This is a genomic window from Vibrio sp. K4, assembly GCF_051122595.1.
Taxonomy (GTDB): Bacteria; Pseudomonadota; Gammaproteobacteria; order Enterobacterales; family Vibrionaceae; genus Vibrio; species Vibrio owensii.
Map to the genome: position 1 here is coordinate 494,102 of NZ_CP178578.1, position 19,345 is coordinate 513,446.

Annotated in this window: 18 protein-coding genes; 10 read left to right on the forward strand and 8 right to left on the reverse strand. The window is 46.4% G+C overall.

Annotation, left to right across the window (positions count from 1 at the left end; genetic code table 11):
• Position 1 precedes the first annotated feature (1 nt).
• Both ACLIIY_RS19765 and ACLIIY_RS19770 read right to left on the reverse strand, forming a co-directional pair.
• On the reverse strand, positions 2–1,174 hold the full coding sequence (locus ACLIIY_RS19765) for a malate transporter (RefSeq protein ID WP_434529193.1): 1,173 nt from the start codon (positions 1,172–1,174) through the stop codon (positions 2–4).
• Positions 1,174–1,944 (reverse strand): outer membrane lipoprotein-sorting protein, encoded by a 771-nt coding sequence (locus ACLIIY_RS19770; protein ID WP_434529507.1) that lies wholly within the window; start codon positions 1,942–1,944, stop codon positions 1,174–1,176. The genes ACLIIY_RS19765 and ACLIIY_RS19770 overlap by 1 nt, the downstream gene beginning before the upstream one ends.
• A 184-nt stretch (positions 1,945–2,128) precedes the next feature.
• Between ACLIIY_RS19770 and ACLIIY_RS19775 the strand changes: the two genes are divergently transcribed.
• Genes ACLIIY_RS19775 through ACLIIY_RS19785 form a run of 3 tightly spaced genes read left to right on the forward strand, consistent with a single transcriptional unit; the run spans position 2,129 to position 6,164 of the window.
• Complete coding sequence (locus ACLIIY_RS19775) at positions 2,129–3,118, forward strand: AvrD family protein (protein ID WP_434529194.1); 990 nt, start codon at positions 2,129–2,131, stop codon at positions 3,116–3,118.
• Positions 3,115–3,837 (forward strand): ATP/GTP-binding protein, encoded by a 723-nt coding sequence (locus ACLIIY_RS19780; protein ID WP_005435798.1) that lies wholly within the window; start codon positions 3,115–3,117, stop codon positions 3,835–3,837. Before ACLIIY_RS19775 ends, ACLIIY_RS19780 begins: the two co-directional genes overlap by 4 nt.
• 20 nt (positions 3,838–3,857) lie before the next feature.
• On the forward strand, positions 3,858–6,164 hold the full coding sequence (locus ACLIIY_RS19785; RefSeq protein WP_434529195.1) for an efflux RND transporter permease subunit: 2,307 nt from the start codon (positions 3,858–3,860) through the stop codon (positions 6,162–6,164).
• Positions 6,165–6,221: 57 nt separating this feature from the next.
• Here ACLIIY_RS19785 and ACLIIY_RS19790 read toward each other — a convergent pair whose 3' ends face one another.
• A complete protein-coding gene (locus ACLIIY_RS19790; RefSeq protein ID WP_434529196.1) occupies positions 6,222–6,899 on the reverse strand; it encodes a response regulator transcription factor in 678 nt (225 codons plus the stop codon).
• 476 nt (positions 6,900–7,375) lie between these two features.
• Between ACLIIY_RS19790 and pdxH the strand changes: the two genes are divergently transcribed.
• The gene (gene pdxH, locus ACLIIY_RS19795; RefSeq protein ID WP_434529197.1) at positions 7,376–8,011 is read left to right on the forward strand and encodes a pyridoxamine 5'-phosphate oxidase; all 636 of its coding nucleotides are present in this window, start codon (positions 7,376–7,378) and stop codon (positions 8,009–8,011) included.
• 69 nt (positions 8,012–8,080) lie between these two features.
• On the opposite strand, the gene ACLIIY_RS19800 is transcribed toward pdxH, so the two are convergent.
• Positions 8,081–8,800, reverse strand: coding sequence for a helix-turn-helix transcriptional regulator (locus ACLIIY_RS19800; RefSeq protein ID WP_027726839.1), 720 nt, complete (start codon positions 8,798–8,800; stop codon positions 8,081–8,083).
• Between the two features lie 777 nt (positions 8,801–9,577).
• Between ACLIIY_RS19800 and ACLIIY_RS19805 the strand changes: the two genes are divergently transcribed.
• The 5 genes from ACLIIY_RS19805 to ACLIIY_RS19825 all read left to right on the forward strand — a co-directional run bounded on the left by ACLIIY_RS19805 (position 9,578) and on the right by ACLIIY_RS19825 (position 16,969).
• Positions 9,578–10,390, forward strand: a complete 813-nt coding sequence (locus tag ACLIIY_RS19805) for an AraC family transcriptional regulator (RefSeq protein WP_005435788.1) — start codon at positions 9,578–9,580, stop codon at positions 10,388–10,390.
• Between the two features lie 400 nt (positions 10,391–10,790).
• Positions 10,791–13,922: a bifunctional proline dehydrogenase/L-glutamate gamma-semialdehyde dehydrogenase PutA gene (putA, locus tag ACLIIY_RS19810; RefSeq protein ID WP_434529198.1), complete on the forward strand. Its 3,132-nt coding sequence runs from the start codon at positions 10,791–10,793 to the stop codon at positions 13,920–13,922.
• Between the two features lie 11 nt (positions 13,923–13,933).
• A complete protein-coding gene (locus ACLIIY_RS19815) occupies positions 13,934–14,641 on the forward strand; it encodes a 1-pyrroline-5-carboxylate dehydrogenase (RefSeq protein WP_171358426.1) in 708 nt (235 codons plus the stop codon).
• A 137-nt stretch (positions 14,642–14,778) separates the two neighbouring features.
• The gene (gene putP / locus ACLIIY_RS19820; RefSeq protein WP_039840699.1) at positions 14,779–16,272 is read left to right on the forward strand and encodes a sodium/proline symporter PutP; all 1,494 of its coding nucleotides are present in this window, start codon (positions 14,779–14,781) and stop codon (positions 16,270–16,272) included.
• A gap of 187 nt (positions 16,273–16,459) precedes the next feature.
• Positions 16,460–16,969, forward strand: a complete 510-nt coding sequence (locus ACLIIY_RS19825; RefSeq protein WP_434529199.1) for a MerR family transcriptional regulator — start codon at positions 16,460–16,462, stop codon at positions 16,967–16,969.
• Between the two features lie 108 nt (positions 16,970–17,077).
• On the opposite strand, the gene ACLIIY_RS19830 is transcribed toward ACLIIY_RS19825, so the two are convergent.
• Entirely contained in the window at positions 17,078–17,608 is a 531-nt protein-coding gene (locus ACLIIY_RS19830; protein WP_009706660.1) for a GNAT family N-acetyltransferase, read from the reverse strand.
• A 148-nt stretch (positions 17,609–17,756) separates the two neighbouring features.
• Here ACLIIY_RS19830 and ACLIIY_RS19835 point away from each other — a divergent pair, with 148 nt between their 5' ends.
• Positions 17,757–17,996, forward strand: coding sequence for an RNA recognition motif domain-containing protein (locus tag ACLIIY_RS19835; protein WP_009706659.1), 240 nt, complete (start codon positions 17,757–17,759; stop codon positions 17,994–17,996).
• Positions 17,997–18,035: 39 nt separating this feature from the next.
• On the opposite strand, the gene ACLIIY_RS19840 is transcribed toward ACLIIY_RS19835, so the two are convergent.
• Genes ACLIIY_RS19840 through ACLIIY_RS19850 form a run of 3 tightly spaced genes read right to left on the reverse strand, consistent with a single transcriptional unit; the run spans position 18,036 to position 19,270 of the window.
• Positions 18,036–18,503 carry a GNAT family N-acetyltransferase gene (locus ACLIIY_RS19840; protein WP_052470695.1) on the reverse strand — a complete coding sequence of 156 codons (468 nt, stop codon included), beginning with the start codon at positions 18,501–18,503 and terminating at the stop codon, positions 18,036–18,038.
• Positions 18,496–18,921 carry a hypothetical protein gene (locus ACLIIY_RS19845; protein ID WP_434529200.1) on the reverse strand — a complete coding sequence of 142 codons (426 nt, stop codon included), beginning with the start codon at positions 18,919–18,921 and terminating at the stop codon, positions 18,496–18,498. Before ACLIIY_RS19845 ends, ACLIIY_RS19840 begins: the two co-directional genes overlap by 8 nt.
• A complete protein-coding gene (locus ACLIIY_RS19850; protein ID WP_434529201.1) occupies positions 18,908–19,270 on the reverse strand; it encodes a hypothetical protein in 363 nt (120 codons plus the stop codon). Before ACLIIY_RS19850 ends, ACLIIY_RS19845 begins: the two co-directional genes overlap by 14 nt.
• Between the last annotated feature and the right edge of the window lie 75 nt (positions 19,271–19,345).

Here is a 19,345-nt window from a genome sequence, read left to right on the forward strand (position 1 = left end):
TTTAGAAGTAGTATTCTGCGCCGATAGAGAAGTAACTGTCGTTTTCTAGGTAAGCAATGGGTTCGTTACTGGACATGGAGGAAAGATAGTAACCTTCTGCTATCCATTTCCAGTGTTCATTGATGCGCCCAGAAGCGTTCAGTTTGTAGATGGGTGAAGTTTGCTCTAAGTCGAACAATCCAGACAGCAAAAACTCGGTATCTTGGACATCATTCGCTTGCCAACGCAAACCAAGAAAAGCATCGTTGTTGTAGATAGTAGGTGGCGCGTAAGTGTCTCTATTGTCCCATGCGTATTCGGCGATTAAACCGAGAGTGCCTTGGCTAAAGGAAAAACCGTACACCGAATATTCAAACCCTGTGACTAGGGTAAAGTAGCCACTGCCTTCCCCAGATTTAAACGTCCCTTCCCATTTGAGTAACAGGTCATCTTGCGTCCATTGTAACTCGGTGCCGAGCTGGAATATTCGTGCGTATGAGGCTTGCCAGTCATTAGGGCGTTCGACGAGCAAAGGTTCTCGGCTATTGCCGTAAAAAGCGCTAATGCCAACGTCTAATGCATCCTGCCAAAAGCCAATCCGTATCGCGCTATCGAGGGCGTTCTCTCCGTCAGAATAGTTCGCATCATCGTCGACAGGCTTAATCAGGGTTCGACGTTGATCTGGTTCTCTAAACTTACGAGGTTGGTGGAATGGCAACAACAGCATTTGCACATCTCCCCAGTCAGGCAACCAACGCGCTTGAAGCATGGGTTGACCCATTTTCTCTTCATACCCCAAGGCGATGCGCCCATCATATTGATTTACTACGTTGACGGGTTGGTAGACTTCCGTGACACCCCAATAAACCACACCATAGCCAAGCAGCCATTCGATCGTTTCTCCCGCATAAGTAATATTGGCCTCGCGCAGATTGATGAACCCTTGTTTGGACTGAAACTCATATTCTGCATAAGGACTGAAGGTTGTTGCCCAGCCAGAATCGTTCCACCACAATAGACGAGGGGCAATAAGAGCTCGATTGGCGAGTGTGTCACAGCATTGCCCCGTTTGTGCCTCGTCTTTGTAGAGGTCTGCGGTTAACCCAACAAAACCTTCTGTCTGCCAATCGGCAAATCCTGTCGATGAAAAAGAAAGAGACAAACTGGTGAGTAGTAAGGTGCGCACTTTACTCATCAGTTGTGCCTGTATGCGTTACGGAGTTGTTTGGGTTCAAACTGGCTTTGTGGAACATCTACACCTAGCGTCATGTTTTTCCATGACAATGAAGAGGAACGCTTGTTTTTTAAGTTGTCCATTTTAGCAAACTTCGGACGCCAGTAGCGCTGGTTATGCTGCTCGTAATCGGAGAGGGTTAGTTGTTTAAACAGCGTGCCTTTTCGGTCGTAGTATTCGATTTTTCGTGGTTGATAAATGTCTTGATCAATCCAAGCGACAAGTTTTGAGTAGCCCGAATTTTCGTAGCGAGGGAAGCAAGCCAATAGCCAGTAACTTTGTCCATCTTGTGTTTTTTCTTCGACTAGCTCATAGCGATATTTGTCCAATTCCCACGAACTCATGTCTTCATAAGCAAACTCACTGCCCATAAATGGCCCCGAGCGATTGTTAGAAGAAATGCGTTTAACCCTTTTGATGGAAGGTAAAAACAGCCATTGATCATCCGCTTCAATGGCGTGGCTAAACGTAAGTAGGGCAGTTCCTGCAATGTCTCGTGGCGCTTGGAAGTAAGTGATGATCTTATCGCCATCGTTCTCTTGCTCGATACCTTTGATCGTCAATTGTCTGCGTACCGTGTCGCCATTGGCTGCGACGATCGACATTTCCACATCCGATGTATAGGAAACATATCCGGTATCTCGACTGATCATTTCCTTTGCTACATCGAACCCGGAGACACCCTCAGCGGCGGCCGTTGCTGAGAGTGTCATGAGCAATCCGAAAAACATCCTCATAGTTAACTCCTTGTTGAAGGACGAGTTTTGTTGTGCAAGTTACAAGAAATCAGACAGGGTTGAACCTGTACGAGTGGACAGTTTCAGCGGGTATTCGGACAGGATAAAAATAGAAACACAGGAGGTAGCATAAAAAACTCCGCAACCAATGTGATTCGCACAAGGAGTATTTGTTTTTATGGAGCTTAATCTTTCAGGTAAGGAAATTAACGAGGTGGTCACCAGTATTGATGACATTTTGGGCCCCTCGGAACAGCGCTACTTCGGTGAAGGCTACAAGCGCACTCAATATGAATGCAACATCAATTACGACACGGATTCCGCACAAGGATTAGTCAGTGTTGCGTATCGAACAGATTGGTCACAAAAGAAGACGCAATCTCGTCGTCCTCATCTCAGTACGATTGATGCGTTTCTTATTGCTGGTCGTGTCTCCTACGCGATCATCAAACGCCATTATCAGTTGTCAGCCCACCAGTCGTCTCAAGCGTGGATCCGACATGTATCTATTAAAGCTGGCGCAGAAGCGCTAGAGGATCTTGATGCGATACGCCTTTCTGCCCAGTTACTTGATACCAGCAGTTCACAAGACAGTTTGTTTGGCACCTTAACTCGTGTCAAAACCAAGCTCGACAGTATGGAAATTGAAGTGATCATCGATCATGAGGCGGAAGCGGATCACTCGCAATCTGTCGTGTCATTTTCGGATGAGGATGAGTACTTCAACAGTGATTTCCGTTTGCGTCATTGCCACCTTGCGAACAACACCTTTTGTGACGCCATTTGTGCAGTCTCCAGTGACTTGCTGTTTCAATGCCCAGGCAAACCATCAACGGGCGCGATGGGGCATTACCCCAATGCATTGATGATGGTTGATTGGTTGACGTGTTTTGCTCAGCTGTCGCAGTTGGTGATGTATCGCCTCGATAAGTTGGATCGTAATGAGACTCACAACTTGTGGATGCGCTCTGTCACGGTCACAACGCCGTATCCCATCATCCCTCGTCGTAAACACACACTCACACTTCGCAGCATGAAGAATTCTTTAGTGAAAAAGAAGGACTCTTCATGGCGACTTGCCACCGTAAACGGCTCGGTTTCCGGCCATCCAGAATTCAATCTAACTGCAAAACTATGCCATCAATTACCACAAGGAGAACCAGCGTGAAAATTGCCATTTCAGGAACGTACTCAACCGGAAAAACGACATTAACAGAAGCGCTGGCGATTGCGACTCAAGTTCCACGAACTCAAGCGCGCACCATGCGTGAGATTCTGCCAGATGCGGTGCCGGGTAAAACCTTAGAGCAGTGTAATCCTGCGGAGCTGCTGAACTTGGGGCTTAGTCGTTTGAGTGAGCGTGTTGTAAACGAAGAGCGATGTGGTGATCGTTTTTTCTCTGATGGTTCTTGTTTGCATGAATGGGTGTATGGGGCTGCGCGCTTGGAAACTGGGATTAACCCAAATGACAGCGACTTGGTTTTGGCTATGAAAAGACTGATAGGCAAACCGTATGCGTCAATTCACCGTGGTTACATTGATGCTTTTGGCAACGTTGCAAAGCGTCATGCGAAAAAGACCTACAGCAAGTTTGTGCACCTGCCGATTGAATTTGATTTGGTGGAAGATGGCCACCGTCCTGTGTCTGAAAGTTTTAGAACGCTCTCCAATGATCTTCTGCTCTCTACTGTGAAAGAGCTCAACATCCCTTACATCACGGTTGGCGGTGATTTGCGTCATCGACTGATTACCATCGCGGAACATTTCGAGTTGCCTTTATATGTTGACCCAGATGAGGCGATCGAAAAAGCGGTGAATAAGGTGAAAGCAGAGGCGATAGAAATAGAAAACCACCGTCTGTCTGTGCTGGCGACTCAGCAGGCTTAATTCAAAGGAAGTCTCGAATAATGAAAAAATGGACAAAACCCAGAGCTTTGCTCGCCCTTGTGGGGTGGCTCTGCATCATGGCCCTAGCGTTTGTTGGCTTAGGGAAACTCGGCTTAAACAATGACTATAAAGTGTTCTTTAGCGACGACAATCCAGATTTGATCGCGTTTGAGAGCATCGAAGAAAAATACAACAGCAATGACAGCGTATTGATTGTCTTGCACCCGAAATCGGGCGACGTCTTTCAGGAAAATGTGCTGAAAGCGGTCATGGAACTGACGGAATATGCGTGGCAAACACCTCACTCATACCGTGTAGATTCATTGACCAACTATCAATATACCCATGCTCAAAATGATGACCTGATCGTCGAAGATTTTGTGAACGCAAACCAACTCATTAATACCCAGCTGCTTGCGGAGAAGAAAGCTTATGCACTTAAACAACCTGAGTTGGTCAATCGTTACTTAGCTCAAGATGCGAACTCGACGGCGATCAATGTGTTGGTGCGTTTGACGACGGAAGGTCAGTCCGAAGAAGTGCGTGAAATCGCGCAGTTCTGGCAAGACAAGATCGCTGAAACTCAGACACGTTACCCTGATGTGCAGTTTTATCTCACTGGTCAGGTGATGCAAAACGACGCGTTTGGTGAGGCGACACAGCGAGATATGGGCAGTTTGGTGCCGGGCGCATTGCTGCTGATTGTCATCGGCACGGGCATCTATCTGCGTAGCTTGTGGAGTTCGGTGGTAGTGACGTTAACCATCATCTCTTCAATCTTCATCGCGCTTGGTGCTGCAGGTTGGCTCGGCATGGCAATTACCTCTCCGTCTGCATCTGCACCGCTTATCATTCTGACCATGGCGGTTGCCGACTGCATTCACTATTTGCAAGGCTATAAACACGCGCTGAACAAAGGCGAAACCAAGCTGGTGGCTTTGCAGCAATCGATGGAGAAACATCGTCTACCCATTATTCTGACCAGTTTGACTACTGCGGTTGGTTTCTTGTCGATGAACTTCAGTGACTCTCCTCCGTTTAACGATTTGGGCAACATCACCGCGATGGGCGTGATTGCTGCCATGTTCCTGACGTTGTTCTTCGTACCTGCGCTTTTGGCCGTGTTACCAGCAAGAAAGAGTAAAGTAGTGAAGCGCTCAGGGCTTGCCAAGCCACTTGAAGCCATCGCTCGATGGGCAATGGTGAAGCCCGGATTAAAGATCGCCGTAGTTGTACTTGGTGGTGGCGTAATTGCTGCAAACTTGGTTCGAAACGATATAGATGACACCTTGTTTGAGTATTTCGATGAATCCTATGCGGTGCGTCAAGCGAACGATTTCACCTACGCTAACTTAACGGGTGTGGCGAGTATTCAATATGCGATTCGACCAGAACAAGGTGAACTGATTACCTCTCCTGATTTCCTGCATAAGTTGGATCAGTTTGTTCAACAGGCTCGCCAAACCGAAGGCGTGTATCACATTCAATCGCTGACTGACATCATGAAGCGCTTGAACAGCAGCTTGCATAACGATGAAGCAGGTGAATATCGTCTCACCAGTGATTCTGAGTTGTCTGCTCAAACACTTTTGCTTTATGACATGTCGCTTCCTTACGGATTGAACCTCAGCAACCAAGTCGCGTTGGATAAAAAAGAACTGCGCGTTATCGTAACGGCGAAGAAGATGTCGTCCAATGATTTGATTGCTCTGGAATCGACGTTACGCAGCCAGTTGTTAGGCTTATTTCCTGAAAGTAGTGTTAGTCCTGGAGTGAGCGCTGACATCATGTTTGCGCACATTGGTTATCGCAACAACGTGAGCATGTTGACGGCGTCTGCCGCGGCACTATTGGTGATTTCCTTCCTTATTGGTTTGATTCTGCGTTCCGTTCGCCTTGGTGTGATTAGCATCTTGCCAAACATCTTGCCGGCTTCCATTGCCTTTGGTTTGTGGGGACTGAGCATTGGTGAAGTTGGCTTGAGTCTTTCCGTCATTGCGAGTATGACGCTAGGTATCGTCGTGGATGACACCATTCACTTGCTCTATCGTTATCACACGTCTCGTAAGGAAGGGAAGTCGGAAGAAGAATCGATTGTTACCGCCGTTCGAGAAACTGGCGTGGCAATCATAGGTACCACCATAGTGCTCAGTGCAGGCTTCTTTGTGTTGGCGAGCAGTTCCTTCAAGATGAATGCGGACATGGGCCTGATGACCGCAATCACCATCATTATCGCGCTTGTGCTTGATTTGTTGTTGATTCCTGCCTTGCTTAAAGTGACTGGGAAATCTGCCAAAGCAGCACAACACAAACCACAAACAGCCTAATTTACTGACACTCTTGGCTTGTACCATTTGGCTTAGGATATTCGTCCTAAGCCTTTTTTAATCCTCGTACCAGCCTAACTCGATCGCTTTTGACACGGCATGCGTTCGGTTATGTACGTCCAACTTACGATAAATATTTTGTAGGTGGTATTTGACAGTACGTTCACTGATGTTGAGTAAGCGACTGATTTCCCAATTACTCTTACCCAGTTTTAACCAAGGAAGCAATTCACATTCTCGAGTCGTCAGTTGGCTCTCTGGAGCAGGGAGCGCTTCCACTCGGATGTTACGATCACAGACATAACTTGAAGCCATATAGAGGTGGGGCGTTAAAAGATATAACGCGTCGATTTCTTCGCTGGAAGGTTGGCGGTCACCAAAGGAGGTGAGATAAATGGCTTTCTTGTCGCCATGATATCCGGCCAGCAGTAAGCGCTTGCCGTAATCTGGATGGGTATGTGAGTCCATCAGAGCCATGATGCCGTGATTGGATTGCTGTAATGCCGCGATTAACGGGTCACTTTCGGCGGTTTTTTTACTAAAGCAGTTGGCAAATTGATCGGGAGAGAAACCATAACAGACAGGGTCTGGAGCGTAATCATCACCAAATAAACCGAGGATACTGAATTCAAAATCAATTTCGTTTTGTAGTTCTCCAAACCAAGCGTGAATAGCGTCAGAGCTTTCGGCGCATCTGAGCTGGTTGGAGAGTTCGAACAGTCTTAGCTTGTCCATAAGCAAATGTCTTTCCTAGCAACGTTGTTTAATGTGTTGTGGTTATCCACTTTTATTATGCATGTCTTTTAGTATACCCAAGCGGCCTCAAAAAAGGGATTGAGAGTCCGGTTTTCAGAGCGAATTGAGGTAGGTTAATAAGCTAATAAACTTACGATTCACCTGCATGAGTACCTGAAATTCTGAGGTTTTTGAGGCCACCGGGCAGTAATTATTGTCTTTAGTGGAGCAAAAACGAGCAATATTATTTTGGAATGACTTCACATTGTTGGTTTTCACCCTACTTTCATCAACCTAACGACATAAATCACAGTGAAGTCTGGGCTTGTTTGTTACGCTTCGGCATCCTATGCGATGGATCTTTGTAGTACTCCAACCGTAAGAGTCGTACTAGGTCTTTAAACATCCATGTGTGCTGTCCTTGTATTTCCAATTTATCGGGCGCACAATCGACAAAAACGAGTGAAGGAGTGAAGATGGAACTTGCTGATATTCGTCGTGAGTACACAAAAGGTGGCCTGCGTCGTAAAGATTTAAAAGCAGATCCGATTGATCAATTTAACCTGTGGTTAGAGCAAGCGGTACAAGCTGGTCTGACTGACCCAACGGCGATGACAGTCGCGACAGTCGACGAAAATGGCATGCCGTTTCAACGTATTGTGCTGCTAAAAAGCGTCGATAAAGATGGTTTTGTGTTCTATACCAACTTGGGCAGCCGTAAAGCGCAGCAGCTTGAGCACAACAGCAACATCAGCCTGCATTTCCCGTGGCACCCGCTTGAGCGTCAGGTTCACATTACAGGTGTGGCTGAAAAACTCACCGCCATCGAAAACATGAAATACTTCACTTCTCGCCCGAAAGACAGCCAACTGGCTGCGATTGCGAGCAAACAAAGTAGCCGTATTTCAGCGCGTGGTGTACTAGAAGGTAAATTCCTCGAACTGAAGCAGAAGTTTGCCAAAGGTGAAATCCCGATGCCGACTTTCTGGGGTGGTTTCCGCGTTAAGCCACAAAGCATTGAATTTTGGCAAGGTGGTGAACATCGTCTGCATGATCGTTTCTTGTTCTCAAATCAAGAAGGTGAGTGGGACATCGACCGTCTTGCGCCGTAGTCACTTCGATGAAGAGATAAAAAAACACCGCCGAAATTGGCGGTGTTTTTGTTTGAACAGAATCAAGAATCAGCGTTCGCCGTTAAGCACAACAGAAAGCTGATGTTTCAGCAGAGTCTTTGGCACAATTGAGCCGTAACCAGCTTCCATGGCTTTATCGATGAGCTCGTTTTTACTGTTGGCTTCAAACTTAGTGCGAAGACGAGCCACATGCCCTTCTACGGTTTTGGTTGAAATCCCCATTACCTGAGAGATGAATTGCGGCTTTTTGCCATACAGCAACAAGAACAAAGTCTCTTGCTCACGGCAGGTTAGCTTCTCTGGCTCGGGCTTAAGGTTAGCGAATCGGAAGATCGACTGCTGATTCGGTGAGCCGCCAATGGCTCGGCAAACCCAATAGCCTACTTCGATGACGGCAGTATCAGTCAGTTCACGACCATAAAATATGGTGCCAATGATGTTGCCATCGTCATCTCGCCAAGGCGTCTTGGTAAAGATATGCGCGCGCCAATGACCATCTGGATAAGGGTGTATATCGAGGATCTTTAGCGACTCGCCAGTTTCAATCACGTGTTTATCTTGTTCTCGAAACTCTTGCGCACACTCCGTGGTAGGGCTAGCCATTTCAAAGTCTGTTTTACCGATACAGGCTTCAGGTGAATCGTACCCAATTAACTCGGCGTATTCCTGATTCACATAGCGGAATACCGAATCTTTATCTTTGCATCCCCAACAACCCGGTAGCTGTCGAAGGAGCGACTGTTCTATGGTATTGACTGGAATATTCACAATGGACTCACTACTGCTACTCATCGCCTGCATGATTGCAGGTCGGTATTCTCACTTCGTTTATCCTGCGTTTTTGAATCACAACCATCACCTTGATCATGCTTTCGAGAATCGCGCCAGATAGAACTGGAAGAGAGAAGGTCGAGCAAGATAACTCAGCGCGATGATTAACGTCAGGATACGGTGAGATGGCCGATATATTATCAGCTTATGCCATTGTTTTCATTGGCGATAGGCAAAAAAAAGCCAGCCTGAAGACGGGCTGGCAACACAAGATATAATCTTGTCGACGTGTAGAAGAGGTTCTAAATTACATAGCGAGGGTCTGCTAAGTAAGTTAGAGGTATCAAGTAGATACCGTTGAGCTCAGGGTCGTATGCATCCTAGAGCTCGAGGTCTAATGTATTGAATTGTGAGCATATTGGTAAGGGGGGAAATCCCTCTATCCCCCTGTTTTTCGGGCATTTCACACGCTTTCGATCGTAATTTTGACCTCGTGGCTTACATTGGTTTGCATTTCAACTGCAAGGATCTTTGTGAACAGCTTGTCTCATCTTTGGTAATTTTGGCTATCTGTCCGTTTTTGTTAAAAAAATTGGTTGCACATTGACCGTAAGTTACTCTTACATGATCATTGTTCCGGAACTATGATCATGTAGAAAGCCTTGAACGTGTTGGTTTGATCTTGTGCGATTGGAAGGGGGAAGATTTGCAACCCAACCGAGAAGGTATATGATGCCAAGGTGTAAGCCGACTGTATAAAGACGACTGTTCGAAATGAGTGATTCAGATAACCCGAAAGCCCCGCCATATAAAGAGATCATGCTGCCTAAGCCAGCAGAGTTGATCACGCTTCCGTCTTATATGGATTGCCATGATCATGCTTACACACAGATCGTGATCGGCTTGAAAGGACAGGCTGAATTTGAGGTTCGTGGTCAGGGAAATTTAGTTGGGCCAGGGCAAGGTTGCATCGTAACGGCGTCTTCTGATCATGCTTTCGGCGGCGTGATTCATCAATCAGACATTTTGGTACTCAACATGCCAAAGCCTGCCAACGATGATCCCGAGATGCTGCAGAAAATCAACAATCTAGAGCGCTCCCATCTTTACTTCCAATTGGATGGTCAAATCCAAAAACTGATTCAAATGTTAGTGCAAGAGATGCGTAATCATCCAGACGACTTGCTGCTTAGCCGTGCATGTAACGATACCGTGATCGCTCTTATGCAGCGTCATATCTCTGCATTTGAAACGTCGAAGAAAGAATCGCGCTTTGATTTGGACGCCATTGACCGCTACATCGAACAGCATTTGAGTCATAAAATCAGTGTGGCGCAATTGGCAGGCAGTGTGTTTTTGGGAGAAAGCCAATTCCATAGCTTGTTTAAAGATCAGATGGGCATTACGCCGCATCAGTACGTCCTTGGCAAACGCATCGACATGGCGCGCGACTTGATTGAGCAAGGTCATCTAACCTTGGGGCAAATTGCCGAATTCACCGGCTTTTCGAGCCAAAGTACCTTCACGCATACTTTTACTCGTTTACAAGGATTATCACCTTCTCAGTATAAGAAACAGGTTGGTTAATCTTGTTCATTTAGTTGCTTATTTGGAAAGAGCCGCGCATGAGTCGCGGTTTTTTTGTGCTTGCATTTTGCACAGGAAAATCAAATTTTTTTGCGTAATTCTCCGAAAGTTTTCAGCGTTTTTGTCCGTTTCTCACAAAAGCGCAATCTAAATCCTTCTTATTCAAACAAAATCTGTCGAAAACCTGTCTACTTTTGTTGTAAATGACATGCAAAGATGAATTTTTACAACACAATATATTATCTATTTGCATGTGACTATGTAGATGTTTTGTTATAAAAGCGAGTTTTTAGCAAAAAGCTCGGAGTTTTTGACAAGTATTCTTCTCGCCCTCAAAATACACTGCCAGCCATTGATGATCCTCGAAGCGGTTTTCGAGGAGAGAGATTGAGGAAAACGCATGTTTACTGCAACGAACGTGTTAACACCAGAATTTATCGAGCAGCCGCTTGATAAGTTATGGTCACTGATCTCGCCATTGTACATGGTGGACGAGTCTCAATGGCTAGAGCAATTATTGCCACTAGCAACGCCGACAGCGGAAGAAAAATCGGCAATCACGACCCAAACAACCCAGCTTATCGAAGCCATCCGTGCGGATAAAAAGTCAATCCAGATGATTGATGCGCTATTGCTGGAATACAGCCTTGATACCCAAGAAGGTATCTTGCTGATGTGTCTTGCAGAAGCATTGATGCGTATTCCTGATTCAGTAACGGCGGATGCACTGATTAAAGATAAGTTAAGCGTAGCGGATTGGAAATCTCATCTTAAGAGTTCTGATTCCGTGTTCGTTAACGCTTCAACTTGGGGCTTAATGCTAACGGGTAAAGTGATTGGTCTTGGTGAGCAAGAAACCCAGAGCCCAGGTCAGGCTGTAAACCGTCTGGTAAACAAATTCTCAGAACCTGTGATTCGCAAAGCCATGTATCAGGCAATGAAGATCATGGGTCATCAGTTTGTACGTGGTCGTACTATTGAAGAAGCGCAGAAGAACGGTCGTCCAATGCGCGACAAAGGTTTCACTTACTCATTCGATATGTTGGGTGAAGCGGCGCTGACCACGGCAGACGCAAGCAAGTACTTCAAAGATTACCTAATGGCGATTGAAGCCGTTGGCCGCGAAACATACGGCAGTGATACGAGCCCTGCGCCTTCTGTCTCTATTAAGCTTTCTGCACTTCACCCACGTTACGAAGTGGCGAATGAAGAACGCGTGATGACAGAGCTTTATGACACCTTAACGCAACTGCTTAAACGCGCTATCGAAGTGGATGTTGCCATCACGATTGACGCAGAAGAAGCGGACCGTCTTGAGCTGTCATTAAAACTGTTTGAAAAACTGTACCGCAGCGACCTAGTGAAAGGTTGGGGCAAGTTTGGTCTAGTAGTTCAAGCCTACTCGAAACGTGCACTGCCTGTACTCGTATGGCTAAACCGTCTAGCGAAAGAGCAGGGTGATTTGATCCCGCTTCGTCTAGTAAAAGGCGCGTACTGGGACAGCGAAATCAAGTGGTCGCAACAAGCGGGTTACGAGAACTACCCTGTTTACACGCGTAAAGAAGCGACGGATGTTGCTTACCTAGCGTGTGCGCGTTTCCTACTTAGTGAAGGCGTGCGCGGTAACATCTTCCCGCAGTTTGCTAGTCACAACGCGCACACTGTTACTGCGATTGCTGTAATGGCAGAGCACAAAGATTACGAATTCCAACGTCTGCATGGTATGGGCGATTCGCTTTATAACCATGTAATGGACACTTATGGTCAGCCAGTACGTATTTACGCACCTGTCGGTAGCCATGCGGATCTACTGCCGTACTTGGTTCGTCGCTTACTAGAAAACGGCGCGAACAGCTCGTTTGTGCACCGTTTGGTCGATGCGCGTTGTCCGATTTCAGAGCTGACGCATCACCCTGTTGATGTGCTGACCTCTTTTGAGACGCTACACAACGGTCAAATTCCAATGCCAACCAGCATCTTCCCTGAGCGTAAAAACTCATATGGTGTGAACGTTGATATTGATAGCGAAGCGAAGCCGTTTGAAGCGCTGGTTGAAAGCTTCCTAACCCAGAAATGGACAGCGGGTCCGATCATTAACGGCGTGAAACATGCCGAAAGCATGATCAAGGAAAACTCCCCAGAGATCATTACTGCCCCTTACGATCGTCGCATTGAAGTGGGTCAGGTGGTTTTCGCAAGCCTTGATCATGTTTCCGCAGCAATCGAAGCGGCTGATGCTGCATTCCCAGAGTGGAAAGGTACCGCAATTGTCCAAAAAGCGGCGTGCCTAGATAAGCTTGCGGATCTGATGGAAGAAAACTTGGCTGAGCTGGTGGCGATTTGTCACCAAGAAGCGGGCAAGACGATTCATGACAGCATTGATGAAGTGCGTGAAGCGGTCGACTTCTGTCGTTATTACGCGAAGCAAGCACAAAACCTTCAGCCGTTTGAGCTAGAAGGTTTTGATGGCGTGAAACGCATGTCTAGCCGTGAAGGTTTGGGCGTATTCGTTTGTATCAGCCCATGGAACTTCCCATTAGCGATCTTCCTTGGTCAAGTCACAGCGGCATTGGTTGCAGGTAACACAGTTGTGGCTAAGCCAGCTGAGCAAACCAGCTTAATTGCGGCGCGTGCGACCGAATTGATGCTAGAAGCAGGCTTCCCTGCGGGTGTTATTCAGCTATTGCCAGGTCGTGGTGGTGAAATTGGTCATACACTGACATCTCACGATGCGATTGCTGGCGTGGCATTCACTGGTTCTACAGCAACGGCACAACGCATCAACGTGACGCTTGCCGAGCGCAGCGCGAAGCCAGTACCGTTTATCGCTGAAACTGGCGGTCAAAATGCCATGATTGTAGATAGTACGGCACTACCAGAACAAGTTGTGCGTGACGTGATTCGTTCCGCTTTCGCTTCTGCAGGTCAACGTTGTTCTGCTCTGCGCGTTTTGTTCGTTCAAGAAGACGTTGCGGATCGCATCATCAACCTTATCCAAGGTGCGATGAATGAACTGCATGTTGGGATTCCTTACCTACACAAAACCGATGTGGGTCCGGTTATCGACAGCAATGCAAAAAACAAACTCCTTGCTCACCTAGAACACATGACAAGCACGCAAACCAAAGTTGCTCAATTGCAATTAGATGAAGCGTGTCAGCACGGTGATTTTGTGTCGCCAAGTGCGTTCGAAATCTCGGGCATTGATGTTCTGAAAGAAGAGCAATTCGGTCCTATCTTGCACATTGTTCGCTTTAAAGCGTCTGAGTTGCCAAACGTGGTTGAGCAAATCAACCAAACCGGTTTTGGTCTCACAATGGGCATCCACAGCCGTAACGAAACCACTTATCGTTGGATTGAAAAACACGCTCGCGTGGGTAACTGCTACATCAACCGCGATCAGGTCGGTGCGGTGGTTGGCGTTCAGCCATTCGGTGGTCAAGGTTTGTCAGGCACGGGTCCGAAGGCAGGTGGTCCTCACTACCTATACCGCTTTACTAAACAACATCTTGTTCAAGCAGAGAAGGCGTAAGGAGTCGCATTATGGTTCATCAGATCACGTATTTTAAAGATGCATTCTCTGCGTGGGAGCAGTGGAATCTGACCGATTTTGATTACAAATGTGAGCATTTGCTGGCATTTAAATCTGCGATTGAAGAGCAGCATAGCGTGGTTGGCAAAGTGGTGTCTTACCACTTGCAGCAAGCGTCGGCTCTGTTGGCAGAAACTCATCAGTTAGTGGGGCCTACGGGCGAAACTAACGAGCTGTACGCAGCGGGTCGCGGTGTGGCTTTGGTCGTTTGTGAAAACAACCTAGCAAATACCGAGAACGCTCTGTACAGCACATTTGCAATGATCACCTGTGCTCTGATTGCAGGCAACAGTGTGGTGATTTGCAGTGACAATACAGAGCTTACCCAATTGGTTAAGCAGGCTGTAGCGTCAGCAAACTTCCCATCTAACTTAGTCCAAGTGGTTGCGTACGATGCGTCTTCCCCGTTGTTAGACAGCGACGTACGTAGTGTGGGTTATGTTGGGCATTCACAGGTTGAGTATGCGCTTAACCTGCAACTGGCTAAGCGTGACGGTGCCATCGTCGGCTTAGTTTCTGAAACGGATTTAGAGTCACCGACATTGACTCATGATCCTCATCTGTCGTTGCGCTTCATTACCGAGCGTACTCGAACGATAAATATTACAGCAGTGGGCGGTAACGCGACTCTACTCGAGTTGGGAAGCGACTCCCACTAACCTGACTTGTGATACCAATCTGAATCAAAAGAGCCTGAGAGCTTACTCGGGTTGGTATCTCTTACTTTGATGTATTGCTGCGATGGCAAAATATCAAAGCGGGCAAGGAAGGAAATAATTATAACGAGGACTATCAAATGATAGAAAATAGCTTTGCTATCACGACCACTTTTGTGGCGTACTTACTAATTATGGTTGCCATTGGCGTTTATGCGTATAAGAGGACTTCCAATTCATCAGACTACTTCCTAGGTGGTCGTAGCCTTGGTCCATGGCCAGCGGCACTATCTGCGGGTGCATCAGACATGAGTGGCTGGTTGCTACTTGGTCTTCCGGGGTATGCGTATGCAGCAGGTATTGAAGCGTTCTGGCTAGCAGGTGGTCTGCTTGTGGGTACATGGCTAAACTGGTTAATCAGTGCAAAACGCCTACGTACGTACAGCATCCAAACTGATGCGCTAACGCTGCCTGAGTTCCTGTCGCGTCGCTTTAACGATAAGTCGAAACTGATTCAGACAATCTCTGCGTTCTTCATTCTTCTATTCTTCCTTTTCTACACCAGCTCAGGCTTGGTAGCAGGGGGTAAACTGTTTGAGACCGTATTCGGCTTGGATTACAGCATTGCCGTTATCATTGGCACAGTGTGTGTGGTTTCGTACACGCTATTCGGTGGTTTCTTAGCGGTATCTTGGACGGACTTGGTGCAAGGCCTATTGATGGCGGCAGCACTTATGATTGTACCTGTTGCAGTAATGGACGGTGGCCTAGGTCAACTAGCGACAGACATGCACAACATTAACCCAGAGTTACTAACGCTATGGAGCGACGTGAAAGGTGAGCCTCTATCGGCTATCGCGATCATCTCTTTGGTAGCATGGGGTCTAGGTTACTTCGGTCAGCCACACATCCTAGCGCGTTTTAAAGCTTCTCGTTCAAACAAAGACCTAACAACAGCGCGTCGTATCGCTGTGGGTTGGACTGCGCTTTCTATGGCAGGTGCAATGCTAGTTGGTCTTGTTGGTCTAGTGTGGGTAACAGGTCACCCTGGTACACAGCTAGATGACGGTGAGAAAATCTTCATGCTATTGGTGAACACAGTATTCCACCCAGTGATTGCAGGTATCCTATTGGCGGCAATCCTAGCCGCGGTAATGAGTACTGCGGATTCACAGCTTCTAGTATCTTCATCAGCTCTTGCAGAAGACTTCTACAAGCAAGTGATTAAGCCAGATGCAACGTCTGAAGAAGTGGTAATGATTGGTCGTGTAGGCGTTATCGTGATTTCTCTTATCGCGCTATTCCTAGCAATGACGCCAGACAGCTCTGTTCTAGGTCTTGTATCTTACGCTTGGGCTGGCTTTGGCGCTGCGTTTGGTCCAGCAGTTGTACTTAGCCTTTACTGGAGCGGTATGAACCGTAACGGCGCACTAGCGGGTATCCTAATCGGTGGTGTGACTATCGTGGTTTGGAAACAGCTAACAGGCGGTTGGTTCGATGTGTACGAAATCGTACCGGGCATCATCTTCTCAACGATTGCGATCATTGTTGTAAGTAAGTTGACTGGTGGTGCAGCGCAAGAAGTACTTGAGCAACACAAAGAATACGAGAAGAAATTGGTTGAGCTAGACTAATCAATCTCAAGTGAAAACAAAGCCCGCGTTCGTTGCGGGCTTTTTTGTGCTTACTCTATGGTCGATGGTGATTTGAATGATGCACCAATACCTCAATTAGAGAATTTCTGAGGTATAGTAAAAAACGTGTTGACCCGTCTATCAGTGTAGGGCTGATGCTATGTCTGTACCGACAAAAGGAGCCACTATGCTAACCGTAACCCAACTGGCCAGAGAGTGTGGACTCTCTCGTACTACGATTCTTTACTATGAGCGTGAAGGCTTGCTAGCGCCTGCACATCGTTCAGAAAACGGTTATCGCTGGTATGGAGAAAAAGAGATTCAGCGTTTAAAAACCATCTCGTCCTATCGTTCTTATGGGTTACCGATTTCCAGCATACGCACTTTGTTGGCACAGAAAGGCAAATCTCAAGCGAAGATCTTGAAAGACCATTTCAATGAACTCGAACGTGAGATTCAAAACCTACGAGCGCAGCAAAAAGCGATCGTGGTGCTATTACAAGAACCACAACTGATAGAGGATAACATTGTGACTAAAGAACGTTGGGTACAAATCATGCAAGCGGCGGGTTTCTCTGAAAACGACATGGTGACGTGGCACCAGAAATTTGAAGAGATGGAGCCTGCTGAGCACCAAAAATTCCTTGAATCTTTGGGTATTGAGCAAGACGAAATTGTGCGCATTCGTGCTCTATAATTAGCGCCTAAGCAGCGTATTAAAAACCGGTTAAATAAAAATAAGCCTCTTCGTGAGGCTTATTTTTTGTGGCGCTATATTTAATAAAAAAGTTTAATCATAAACTGCCTAGTGACGGATTTTTGAGTAAACCACAGTGTTACTCAATTCCCCTGAGGTAGAGAGGCGATCGTGTCTCAACTCACCTTCAAAATCATAACCACAACGCTCTGCCACGGCGCGGCTTTTTAGGTTGGTTGAATCTGCCGTAATAGCAATGCGCCTCGCACCAAGATCTTCAAACGCGTAGCGCTCTAATTCTAACACCGCTTCGGAAATGTAGCCGTTACCAACAGCGATATCATCTAACCAGTAGCCAATCTCAAATGCTGGTACTTCTTGGTCTCTAATCATCAAGCCAACGGCGCCTATTAAGCGATCGCTTTCCTTTTCGATAATGAAGTAACGCAATTCCTCTTCGAAGTTTTCAAAGTTGGCGACGGCTTTTTCTGTTCCCTCAATCATGGCTTCTAGTGTGAGCACATGTGGCACCCAAGGAAGGTACGTTTCGAGCGTCTTCTGGCAACGTACCACGACTTGATGTGCTTCCTCTGCACGTTCCAAACAAGCGGGGATTAGCTTTAGACGTTTCGTTTCCATATCGGCTCTCCTTTGGGTGAAAAATGAACGAAAAATCATTTAATCAGATGTACTTAGAATGATCTAGTCGTTCGTACAATATTATTCGCTTGGTTTGCTTGGAAGAACCTGAGAGAATCGTACGGTTATTAAACCAACTAGGTTCACTATGAAACTTTTAGTAAGAAACTTGGCTCGTGAAACAACCGAGCAAGAGATGCGCAAACTATTCTCAGCGCACGGCAAAGTAGAACTTTGTACTCTGGTTCTTGATCAAGAAACCGGTTTATCGAAAGGCTTCGGCTTTGTGATCATGCCAGATGAAGCAGAGGCGATTGCTGCACTGGAAGCGCTGAACTTGACCAGCGTAGCGAAAAGCAAGATTCGCGTGAAAGTCGCTCAAGACTAAGATAGAGAAAAGCCAGCATCATCGCTGGCTTTTTTGTATTTAAAGAGAAGAAGGGATAACTAAATGCATTGGCACATAACGTATTCCTTCTTTCTCACGGATGTCATCTGTGGCCACAAAACCGTAGTTTTGGTAAAACGAGACCGCATTAGGCGCTGATCGAAGGCGCACATAACTTCTTGGTTTATCTTGGGTTGAGTCTAATATCGTATCGAGAAGTTGTTTACCCAAACCATGACCTTGAACTTCAGTTGCCACGAACAAGTGGGTGAGATAATTGCCGTCTTTGAGAGCGGCGAAACCGACAAGGTTATTGTCTTGGAAGGCAGTTAAGGCCAAGAAGTTAGGATGTGTCATTGCTTGTGTCACATCCCGTTCAATTCTGGCGAGAAACCTACGTTTTCCTTCTTCAGTGAAGTGCTCAAGGATATGGCGTTGCGTGATTCTGGAAACGAGTTCAGCCACCTCTATGATGTTATTCACATCTGCTTTGACTATTTCAATCATCAATCTTCTCTTGGATCTTCTGCATTAATTGCGCTAACTGGTGAGCGTCAAAATTGTCTGAGTTTGGCACTTGGTAAGAATCATTTGAGGTGTAGATCATCAAATTGTTGCCATAGAGAAATTCTTGTTGAATACGAACTTGGGTTATCTCATCCAATGGGAGACGAAAATAAACGGTTGAATCCTGATAATATTTAAAAGTATTCAAAGCCGAATCGATATGGATGCTTTTGGGCGTGAAGGCGCAATTTTCGAAGCGTTTTGAGATCTGCTTTATCGCTAAAGCAATGAGTATCACCAACCCAAGCTCAACGAGTTTATCTGAGAGATAAGCAAAATAGGAAAGGGATAAGAGCGAGACAATGAGCCAGTGTCCACTGCTTTTAGGTAGGTTTTGAGAGGTTTCATGAATGACCATTCTCTGCCTCTTTTAACCCAGAGTTTGAGAGCTCTTCTAAGGTTTTCTTAAGTGGTTGAGTCTTCACTTCAATCACGATTAAGTGGACTAAACTACCAATGGAAATGGCCGCCATCGCTCCACTTATTCCACTTCCATGAGTCACCAAGCCATACAAGCCAGAACCAAGCATTAACACAAGTGCCACTATTTGAATGGTTAAACTGTCTTGAACTACATAATGACCGCTTTGATGGTCTTTTTTGACGTAAGCAAATTGACCAAACCCACCAAGTTCCACTTTGACTTTTCTATCTAATGCTTGGCAGGAGTATCCATGTTGATTGAGTTTTCTTGCTAAGCTTTCCATACCAACAACTCCATTTGTTATTTTGGACGATCTATACAAGATTCTTCAGCATCATAATGTTGTAAGTTCGGGAAT

Bases quoted from the DNA above. Each gene is read 5' to 3' on its own strand.
- putA (WP_434529198.1), top strand. From the start codon at position 10,791: ATGTTTACTGCAACGAACGTGTTAACACCAGAATTTATCGAGCAGCCG.
- ACLIIY_RS19825 (WP_434529199.1), top strand. From the start codon at position 16,460: ATGCTAACCGTAACCCAACTGGCCAGAGAGTGTGGACTCTCTCGTACT.
- pdxH (WP_434529197.1), top strand. From the start codon at position 7,376: ATGGAACTTGCTGATATTCGTCGTGAGTACACAAAAGGTGGCCTGCGT.
- ACLIIY_RS19775 (WP_434529194.1), top strand. From the start codon at position 2,129: ATGGAGCTTAATCTTTCAGGTAAGGAAATTAACGAGGTGGTCACCAGT.
- ACLIIY_RS19765 (WP_434529193.1), bottom strand. From the start codon at position 1,174: ATGAGTAAAGTGCGCACCTTACTACTCACCAGTTTGTCTCTTTCTTTT.
- ACLIIY_RS19840 (WP_052470695.1), bottom strand. From the start codon at position 18,503: ATGATTGAAATAGTCAAAGCAGATGTGAATAACATCATAGAGGTGGCT.
- ACLIIY_RS19770 (WP_434529507.1), bottom strand. From the start codon at position 1,944: ATGTTTTTCGGATTGCTCATGACACTCTCAGCAACGGCCGCCGCTGAG.
- ACLIIY_RS19835 (WP_009706659.1), top strand. From the start codon at position 17,757: ATGAAACTTTTAGTAAGAAACTTGGCTCGTGAAACAACCGAGCAAGAG.
- ACLIIY_RS19830 (WP_009706660.1), bottom strand. From the start codon at position 17,608: ATGGAAACGAAACGTCTAAAGCTAATCCCCGCTTGTTTGGAACGTGCA.
- ACLIIY_RS19785 (WP_434529195.1), top strand. From the start codon at position 3,858: ATGAAAAAATGGACAAAACCCAGAGCTTTGCTCGCCCTTGTGGGGTGG.
- ACLIIY_RS19805 (WP_005435788.1), top strand. From the start codon at position 9,578: ATGAGTGATTCAGATAACCCGAAAGCCCCGCCATATAAAGAGATCATG.
- ACLIIY_RS19815 (WP_171358426.1), top strand. From the start codon at position 13,934: ATGGTTCATCAGATCACGTATTTTAAAGATGCATTCTCTGCGTGGGAG.
- putP (WP_039840699.1), top strand. From the start codon at position 14,779: ATGATAGAAAATAGCTTTGCTATCACGACCACTTTTGTGGCGTACTTA.
- ACLIIY_RS19845 (WP_434529200.1), bottom strand. From the start codon at position 18,921: ATGGTCATTCATGAAACCTCTCAAAACCTACCTAAAAGCAGTGGACAC.
- ACLIIY_RS19850 (WP_434529201.1), bottom strand. From the start codon at position 19,270: ATGGAAAGCTTAGCAAGAAAACTCAATCAACATGGATACTCCTGCCAA.
- ACLIIY_RS19790 (WP_434529196.1), bottom strand. From the start codon at position 6,899: ATGGACAAGCTAAGACTGTTCGAACTCTCCAACCAGCTCAGATGCGCC.